The sequence below is a fragment of the Sorangium sp. So ce590 genome, from assembly GCF_051521365.1.
In the GTDB taxonomy this organism is placed as follows: Bacteria; Myxococcota_A; Polyangia; order Polyangiales; family Polyangiaceae; genus Sorangium.
The window spans coordinates 1,109,529-1,118,020 of record NZ_CP150346.1 but is presented as its reverse complement, the minus strand read 5'-3'; the positions used below and the strand labels follow the sequence as shown (position 1 = coordinate 1,118,020).

The window sequence follows — 8,492 nt, the reverse complement described above, 5'->3', positions numbered from 1 at the left end:
CGCGCCAAGGCTCTTCCTAGTTGCGCTGCATCTGCTGGATGAGCTTCGTCAGGACCAGGCTTGCGCCCACCTCGCGGAATTCGGGCTTCGGCAACGCCAGGAAGTACTCAACAGTCTCTTTCCAGCGGACGGAGCTGACGACCTGCATCGCGAGGCTGCTCTTGATCTCCACGTCATGCTCGGGATAAGGCACGGCGGTCGTATTCGCCACGACGGGGATCTGCGGGCATGAGAAGCGAAATCCGTCAAGAAATGCGTGAAACCCATCCTTGACCCGCTTCATGTATCGCGAGTGGAACGCACCGCTCACGTTCAGGATCAAAAATCGAGTAGCTCCGGCGTCGAGGAACACGCGCTCCACGCACTCGATCTCCGAGCGTGGTCCAGCGATCACGATCTGATCCGTCGCGTTGATGTTCGCTACGTCGATGCCCTTGTATCCGGACTCCCGCAGGACGACCTCGACCTTCGGCAGCGTCAGACCGATGATCGCCGCCATGGATCCGCCCACGACCTGAGACATCAATTCACCGCGCTCCTTGACGAGCCGAAGCCCTGTGCGGAAGTCGAAGACGTTCGCGGCGAGCAGCGCGCTGTACTCGCCTATGCTATGCCCGGCGACATAATGTGGTCGCTCCCGCGTCTGTCTCAATAGCTTGAAATAATGGAGGGCGTTCGCCACATATATCGCCGGCTGGGTGTACTGGGTCTTTCCAAGGCGGCGATCTGGATTCTTCGTGCAAAGCTCCACGATGGAGTACCCAAGCTCCGTATCCGCCTCCCTGACCAGTTCAGGGAACTCCAGAAACAGGTCGGCCGCCATGCCGACCCGCTGCGAGCCTTGCCCGGGGAAAACGTAGATGGTCGTCATGGTGCCCCCCCGGTCGACGGCGCACGACCGCTTCCAGCGAGGATGGCGGGCCTTGCAGGCGGCCGCGCCGCGCGGCTCTCCTCGGACACCAGATTGCCCCTGCGTGCTCGGCGGCCGGTGCCTTCGACTGCCTTCCTACTGTCGATGAACATTGGCGACACGTCCCTCTCTCAATCTGCATCCGTCGTCCAACGTGTGTTCCCAGTGAAGCAGCTGTCTCTGCTCGAGCTTTCAGGCCGCTCCAAGATCCATCAATGCGCTCCTGAGCTCTTTGGCGCTATCGCAATCTCGCCCGTACATCGTCAGGGACGGAAGGACAATCGACTCACCGACGCCGTCGCCGAGGATGCGCTTCGCGAACGCGGCGAGCGTGCCGCTGGGGCTCAGATCAACGTAGAGATGCGGTCCCCTCGCCTCCAACCAGTCGATGGTCTTGCCGAACATCACCGGTCCCCGAGCTATCTGCCAGAAGTACTCTCCGTCTATCGCCGGCGGCGGACCGGCGAAACTCGACGAGATCACAGAGGTCGCGGGCCGAGCATAGCGTATCGCATCGAACAGCAGCTCGAAGCCCTCTCGCGCCGGCATCATCATCGAGGAATGAAACGCATAATTCACCGGCAGCACCTGGGTAGAGATCGGCATCGTGGCGAGGATGTCCGCCGCCCGACGTAGCTCTCGCTTGCGTCCAGCGACCACGAAGTGGCCGTCGAAGTTGATACAGGCAAGGCTACAGCCAGAGAACACCTCCTCGTGCTCCTCGAGGAGCCGCGGCGATCCCAGCACGGCCATCATCCCGCCCACACGGCACCGCCTCGCCACCAGCTCGGCCTGGATAACGGCCGCGAAGATGGCATCTTCCAGTGACACCGTGCCGGCGAGGATATTCACCACGAGCTCACCCAGGCTATATCCCAGGAGATGAGCCGGTCGTACACCCCAGTCCAGGATCATCCGACCGAAGCTGTACTGCACGATGAGTATTGCCGGGTGCGTGAACCGGATATCGTCGAAGGTGTCCAACCGACTCCTGCGCTCGTCGTAAATCACGTCCAAAATGGAGGTCCGGAGCATCTGGTGCGCGATGCGGTCGCCCTCCTGCATAGCCCTCCTGAACGTGCTGTGCTTGTGGTAGAGCTCGGCCGCCATATGATAGTACTGGCAGCCCTGCCCGCCGGCCATGAGCACCACCGACCTCCGCGCCTCCACGTGTCTCACTCCACCGAGCACGCATAAAGGCGTTGCTCGAGCGTGGCGGCCGCCTGCTGCATCAGCATCTCGGCGATGTCGTCGACGTGGCGGTTGCGCCAGCTCTCATGCTGAGTTCCTCTGACCCACCTGTTGAACGAGCCGAGGGCTGGTCCACAGTGTATCTGAAAGTCCACCTTGCGCTCCGCCACGCCACGTAGAGCCAGGTTCGAGGTGTGGGCGAAGTACCACTTGAACACCAGCGCCATCTTGTGCTTCGGGTCCCGCTCAGCCCGGTGGATCTCCGCGGGTCGCCTCTGGAGGTGGTACGCTTTCACGTCCTCGTAGACCTGCTCCAGGCTCCGCTTGAAATACTTCCTTTCGAGCTCTGCCCTCGTCTTGTCATCCAACTCGTCGAGGCTCTGATGATGGCGCCACAGGTCGTATAGCCGGTTCGCACGGCCCGGAAACAGCAGGCCCTTCCGGAGGACCTGCGCCCTCGCGCCGAGCTCGAACATATCACCAGCAGGGATCATTGCGGTATCATGGATGTCCATATCCTGCAGCAGCTCCTTCACGAGATCGCTCGTCCCCGCTTCCACCGTACACTGGTTGATCGAGCCGGTGCCGATGAAGTCTGCGCCGAGGGCGAACGCGCCGGCGGCCGCCTGCGGCGTGCCTATACCGCCCGCGAGGCCCACGCGAACGCGGTGCTGGTAGCCGTGCTTCGCGCGAGCTTCGTCTCGCAGGTGGATGATCGCAGGCAGCAGCACCCAGCCGACGCCCTTGTCGGTGTGCCCCCCCGAATCGGCCTCCACGCAAACATCGTCCGCCATGGGGATTCTCCTGGCCATCGACGCGTGCTGCTCGGTGATGAGCGATGCCGAAACGAGCTGGGCGAGGAGCTTCTCCGGCGGCGGGCTGAGGAAGGCCTCCGCGACCTTGGGATGGGAGAGCTTCGCGATGATCCTGTTCGGGACATGGATGCTGGAATCAGGATTCGCCGCGAGGGTTGAGACGCGGTACCGCACCAGGCCGGGCGTTATCTGTGTGAATGCGGAGGCCTCGATGTTCCGTATACCGTACTTCAGGTACAGGTTCGCCCTCGCGATCTCACGCTCCGGATCACCTGGATCGGCGAGAAAATTCATACCATAGGGCTGTCCATCGCTCAGCTCGCTCTGTATTCTCAGTATCCCTGCCTCGGTCTCCTGAAGGCTCAGACCGCCTGTCCCGAAGAAGCTGAGGAGCATACTCTTTCCCATACGCACGACGAGCGCGACGGACGAGATGCCCTTGTACATTGCGCCTGCCGTATAGCTATACCTCACTCGGTAAGTTTTCTGGAATCCGGGGTCTCCTAGCTTCTCCGGGCCGATCCGAGCCGAAGGCCTCCGATGTTCCGTCGTCATCCGGGAGCTCTCAAGGTTCATGACAAGTCATGCGAACAGCGTCGGCGACGCCGCCGGCAGCCGGGCGGTCGGCAGCAACGCGCACCCTGCCCGCGGCCACTCGGAGCGAACCTGTCCTCCACGGCGGCCTCGACAACTTCGGGTCGTGCGTCACGCTTGCGGTGCCGCTAGTCATCGATCCACCTCGAGAGGTGCGCGACCACACCATCGATGTACGGCCTCTGCATCAGGGAGAAATGATCGCAGTTGCTGTTGAAGAGCGTGAGGCTCCCTGTGAACAGCCGCGACCAAACCTCCGCGTGATCGGCGTCCGGCAGGTGCACCGCTGGCGGTGCGAAGGGGCTCTCGCGCGCGTTGAGCGGCTCTCGAGCACGGAAGAGCGCCACCTTGATGTCCGGATCTGGATAGCACCGCGCACTGTATTGCCCTTCGGCGTTCAGGTGCACGGCGAGCACGTTCGCCATCCTCTCGAGCAGCGCCCGCAGCTCACTCGGCGGCAGCGGTGATTGTCCGCTCCGGATCATATGAGCGACAGCACCGGCCACCAGATCGCCGGATCCTTCCGCCATGAGGCTTTCGAACGAAGGGAGCGCCTGACACCTGTAGAGCGCGCAGAGGATGCTCCCGCACAGGAGGAGCCTGCGTGGAGCGTCCATGGTCGCGAGGGCGGCGTCGAGGATCTTCGACCCCGGGGCATAGGAGTCCAGGAGAACAAGGTGCGAGACAGTTTCGCCCCGCTCGAGCAGCTGGTGCGCCATCTCGAAGGCCACCATACCTCCAAAGGAGTATCCCCCCAGGATGTATGGCCCGGATCGCTGCACGCGACGGATCTCGTCGATGTAACGGGAAGCGAGCTCACGCACCGTGGCGAGCGGCGCCTCACCCTCTCTGAGGCCGCTGGCATGGAGGGCATAGACCGGGTAATCCTCCCCCAGCGCATGCGCCAAGCTGTTGACCCAGGCGACGATGCCCGGTGAGCCGTGGATCCAGAACGACCGCCGCCGCGCCCCGGTCGAGCGAACGGTGATCAGGAGCGATTTCGCGTCGGGTGCCATCGCCGATACGGCCGCCTGCACGCTCCCGAGCTCAGGAGGTGCGACGCCATCGCCCAGATCGGCCGGGGTCGCTGGAACAGCCATGCGCGGCCGGCGGAGGCGGGGCCTGGCGGCGGCCTCGCGGGCGATGTACTTGATCAGGCTCGCGCCCGTCGCATGCTCCACGATCGCCGTGGTCGGTATCTCGGCGCCGAATGCGTCCTGGATGCGCTTCATCACCTCGAGGCCGAGCAGGGAGTCGATGCCATACTCGCTGAGCTGCCGACCGGGATCGAGATCGTGGGCCGAGATCTTGAGGAAATCCGTGAGGATGGCGATGACCTCCGCCTCGACCTGAGAGACACGATCGTCGAGGCATCTCGACGTGTGCGTTGATCCATTGGAGAGCTGGGTCTCACGCTCGGTCGAGACATCGCGTCCGTCGCGCTGCCCCGGCGGGGTGTCGCCCGGGGAACGGACCGCAGGGATACCATATCGATGCCGGGCGAACGGGTAGGTGGGCAATCGAGTGCGCCTCCGATGTCGGCCCTGGTGGAGGTCGCCCCAGGCGATGGCGAACCCCTCGACCCACAGGTGCGCGAGTTTGTCCAGCTCGCCGTCTGCCTCGAGCGACCTGACGAACTCTCTGAATTTCGGATGGTCTCCCAGACCGGTAAACCGTGTCTGATGGCCTCGGACGTAGCCCCGAAGGACGCGGCCGCTCTCCCCTCCATTGAGCACCGCCTTGAGCGTGCTCTTCAGCTCGGAGACGCTGTCTGCTATCAGCGCCAGGCGGACCTCGAGCGCCGGCCGACCCACCTGAAGCGTATAGGCGACGTCTCCCAGCGACGGGCACGGGCCGGGGACATCGGGCCCCGTGGCGGCCTCGAGATAGCTCAGCAGCCGCTGTACGTAGGCCAGCAACCGCTCGTCTGTCCTGGCAGAAAGCACGATGAGCTCGCTGCGCTCCTCCTCGTCCGCGGCATGTCCGACCTCAACAGGCGGAGGCTCCTCGAGGACCAGGTGTGCGTTCACGCCGCCCAGACCATAGGCATGGACGCATGCCCTGCGGGGAGGGTTGAGCTCCTGTCCGTCCCTCGCTCCGCCCCACGGCTGGGCGCTCCCCGGCATGAACAGCGGTCCGCTGGCGAGATCAAACCCAGGCGGACATTCATCGAAGTTGATCAGAGGCGGGATGGTTCGGTGCGCGAAGCAGAGGAGGACCTTGATGAGGCTGGCGACGCCTCCCGCCGCCTCGAGGAACCCGATGTTCGGCTTCAGCGAACCCACGGCGCATGGCGCGCGGCTCGCGCCGCCTTCAGGTGTCCCGCGGAACACCCGGATGAACGCGCTGAGCTCGGCGAGGTCGCCCACGCCTCCGGAGCCGTGCGCCTCGATGTAAGTGATTGAGTCGCGAGGGATGCCTGCGTCTCGGAGCGCTCTCTCGATCACGTCGGCCTGGGCCTCCGCGCTCGGGGTCATCAGCGATCCCGAGAGCCGCCCGTGATGGTTCACAGCAGAGCCACGCAGGACGCCGTAGATGGCATCTCCGTCGCGCCGAGCCTTGGCGAGGGGCTTGAGCAGGACGGCTCCAGCGCCCTCGCCCATGACCTGCCCCGTGGCGGACCTGTCGAACGCTCTGCACCGCCCGTCCTCGGCGAGGATCCCGAGCTTCGCGAGGCCCGCGAGCCGAGAGGGGGTGAGCAGCAGACTGACCCCTCCCGCGATCGCCATGTCGCACTCCCCGGAGCGCAGCGCCCTCACCGCGCGGTGGATGGCCACCAGAGAGCTCGAGCAGGCGGTGTCGACCACCTCGCTCGGTCCGGAGAGGTTGAGGAGGTACGAGAGGCGATTTGGAAGCATCGAGTGGACTACGCCGACGACGCCGTGGGCCTCCAGGTCGCCCCCGCTGTCCAGGAGCGCCTCCATATAATCATGATTGTAGACGGCGACGAAGACGCCGGTCGAGCTCCCCGAGAGCGCGGACGGATCATACCCCGCATCCTCGACGACCGCCCAGGCCGTCTCCAGGAAGACGCGGTGATGCGGGTCCATGTATTCCGCCTCTCGCGGCGAGATACCGAAGACGAGAGGATCGAAGCACATCACATCGGAGAGGTACCCGACGCGCTGCCTTGGCCATCCGCGCCGGCCGATCGGCCTGTCGCCGGGAGCATCGGAGGTCAGCTCTCTCCCCTGGCGGAGGTTGTGCCAGAAGTCCTGAAGCATCGGAGAGCCCGGGAAGCGTCCAGCGACCCCGATGATGGCGATCGGCTCACCGGCCGTCGGCGGTGCGACCTGCTCAGGAGAGACGCCAGGCTGGGAGTCGCGCGACCTCACGGCCGTTGAGGCCCTGCGCGATGCTTCACGGGGCGAGGTAGCGGCCGCAGGGCTCGACCTCCGCTCCCCGGCCGACGGCTCTGAACCGCGACAGTCGCCCGCCTCCCGTTGCTGCGTCGCCGCGCCGCCCTGCGGCTCCGGAGCGAGGCCGGCGGGCCGCCGGGACGGAACGAGCGTCGGCGGCGCGCTCTCCCCGGTCCGGCCGCGCCGATCCATATAGCTCCTCCTGAGCTCGGCGATATGGGGGAGGCCATCGAGGACAGCGTCCAGTTCCACGCCGAAGTCGACGAGGCACGCCACCTCGTTGACGCCGATCGCCTCAAACTTCTCCAACCTGTCCAGGCACTCTGCCGGTGTGCCCAGCAAGGAAGCGACCCTGGAGTAACGCTCATAGGAGTACTGCGCGAGCTGCTCGCGCTGTGAATGCGTAACCTCTTCAGGGCGCGCCAAGGTGCGCGTGTGCGCGTCGATGGCGCTGAGGATGTAGTCGACGAACGGAGCCTGTACCTTCCGACGTACGTACTCTGCGTCCTCATGAATGAATGTGTGCAGCATCAAGGTCACGATCCCGCTGCTCGGGTCGTACCCCGCGTCCTGCCTGGCCTTCCGATACGCGCGCACCTTCTCGGCCAGCTCTTCGGGCGTCGAGCCCTGGAGCATCGTGAGGACATGCAGGCCGGCCCGACCCGCAGCCAGGAAGGACTCCAGCTTGCTGGTCGCCGTGAGCCAGATGTTCAGATCGCTCTGGATCGGTCTCGGATAGGTGACGATCTCCGTCGGCACGCCGCTCCCGTTCGGGAAGCTCACCGGCTCGCCGCGCCAGAGCTTCTGGACGACGGATATCCTCTCCAGCCAGATGTCGCGTCGATCCTTGTACGTCTGGGGGGACAGGATGAAATCGTTTGGATTCCAACCGCTCGCGACGGCGAGATCGACGCGGCCGCGGGAGAGGTTGTCCACCATTGACCATGCCTCGACGACCCGCGCCGGGTGCTCCAGCGGGAGGACGACGCTACCCGCGCGGAGGCGGACGTTCTCGGTGATGCCCGCCAGGTGGGCGGCCAGCACCGACGGGTTCGGGTAGATCCCGCCGAAAGGGTGGAAGTGCCTCTCAGGCATCCAGATAGCCTCGAACCCGTGCCGGTCTGCGAACTTCGCCGCCGACGTGATCAGATCGTACTTCGCGTCTTGGTGCGCGCTGCCCCTGTCGGAGAAGAACAGCAGGCTGAACCTCATCCTGGCAGCGAGGCTCACCTGCTCGCCGGGAGGAGGAGCGTCGGGCAGCCCCGGTCGCTTTCGCGCCTCGAGCAGCCGGAGTATGGCCTCGATTTTGGCGTCGCGCCCCTCGACCACGTCCCCGGGGGCGTCCGGCGACCGCGACGCGCTCGGCACATGCGCCTCCGGGGAGATGACCCGGGCGAGCTCGGCGATGTTGGGATGATCGAAGAACATCTTGGGAGCGACGCGCGCGCCGAGATCGGACTGCAGCCGCTCGGCGATCTTGAGGGCGTCGAGCGAGCTCATACCGAACTTGGCGAAGTCGTCATAGGCATCGATCGACGACGCCTCGATCGCCAGGAGCTCGCCGAAGGCGGCTCGGATCTTCTCTCGGATCTCTCGACCTGTGACGTCATCCGCTCTCATCAC

General features: G+C 65.0%; 4 protein-coding genes. All 4 read right to left on the bottom strand.

All coding sequences use genetic code 11. The features are described from left to right. Positions 1 to 16 precede the first annotated feature (16 nt). Entirely contained in the window at positions 17 to 871 is an 855-nt protein-coding gene (fabD, locus tag WMF28_RS04230) for an ACP S-malonyltransferase (RefSeq protein ID WP_437600753.1), read from the bottom strand. 231 nt (positions 872 to 1,102) lie between these two features. Then, the gene (locus WMF28_RS04225) at positions 1,103 to 2,053 is read right to left on the bottom strand and encodes an acyltransferase domain-containing protein (protein ID WP_437604209.1); all 951 of its coding nucleotides are present in this window, start codon (positions 2,051 to 2,053) and stop codon (positions 1,103 to 1,105) included. Positions 2,054 to 2,085: 32 nt separating this feature from the next. Further along, entirely contained in the window at positions 2,086 to 3,471 is a 1,386-nt protein-coding gene (locus tag WMF28_RS04220; protein ID WP_437604208.1) for a PfaD family polyunsaturated fatty acid/polyketide biosynthesis protein, read from the bottom strand. A 167-nt stretch (positions 3,472 to 3,638) separates the two neighbouring features. Next, positions 3,639 to 8,489 (bottom strand): MupA/Atu3671 family FMN-dependent luciferase-like monooxygenase, encoded by a 4,851-nt coding sequence (locus WMF28_RS04215; RefSeq protein WP_437604207.1) that lies wholly within the window; start codon positions 8,487 to 8,489, stop codon positions 3,639 to 3,641. Between the last annotated feature and the right edge of the window lie 3 nt (positions 8,490 to 8,492).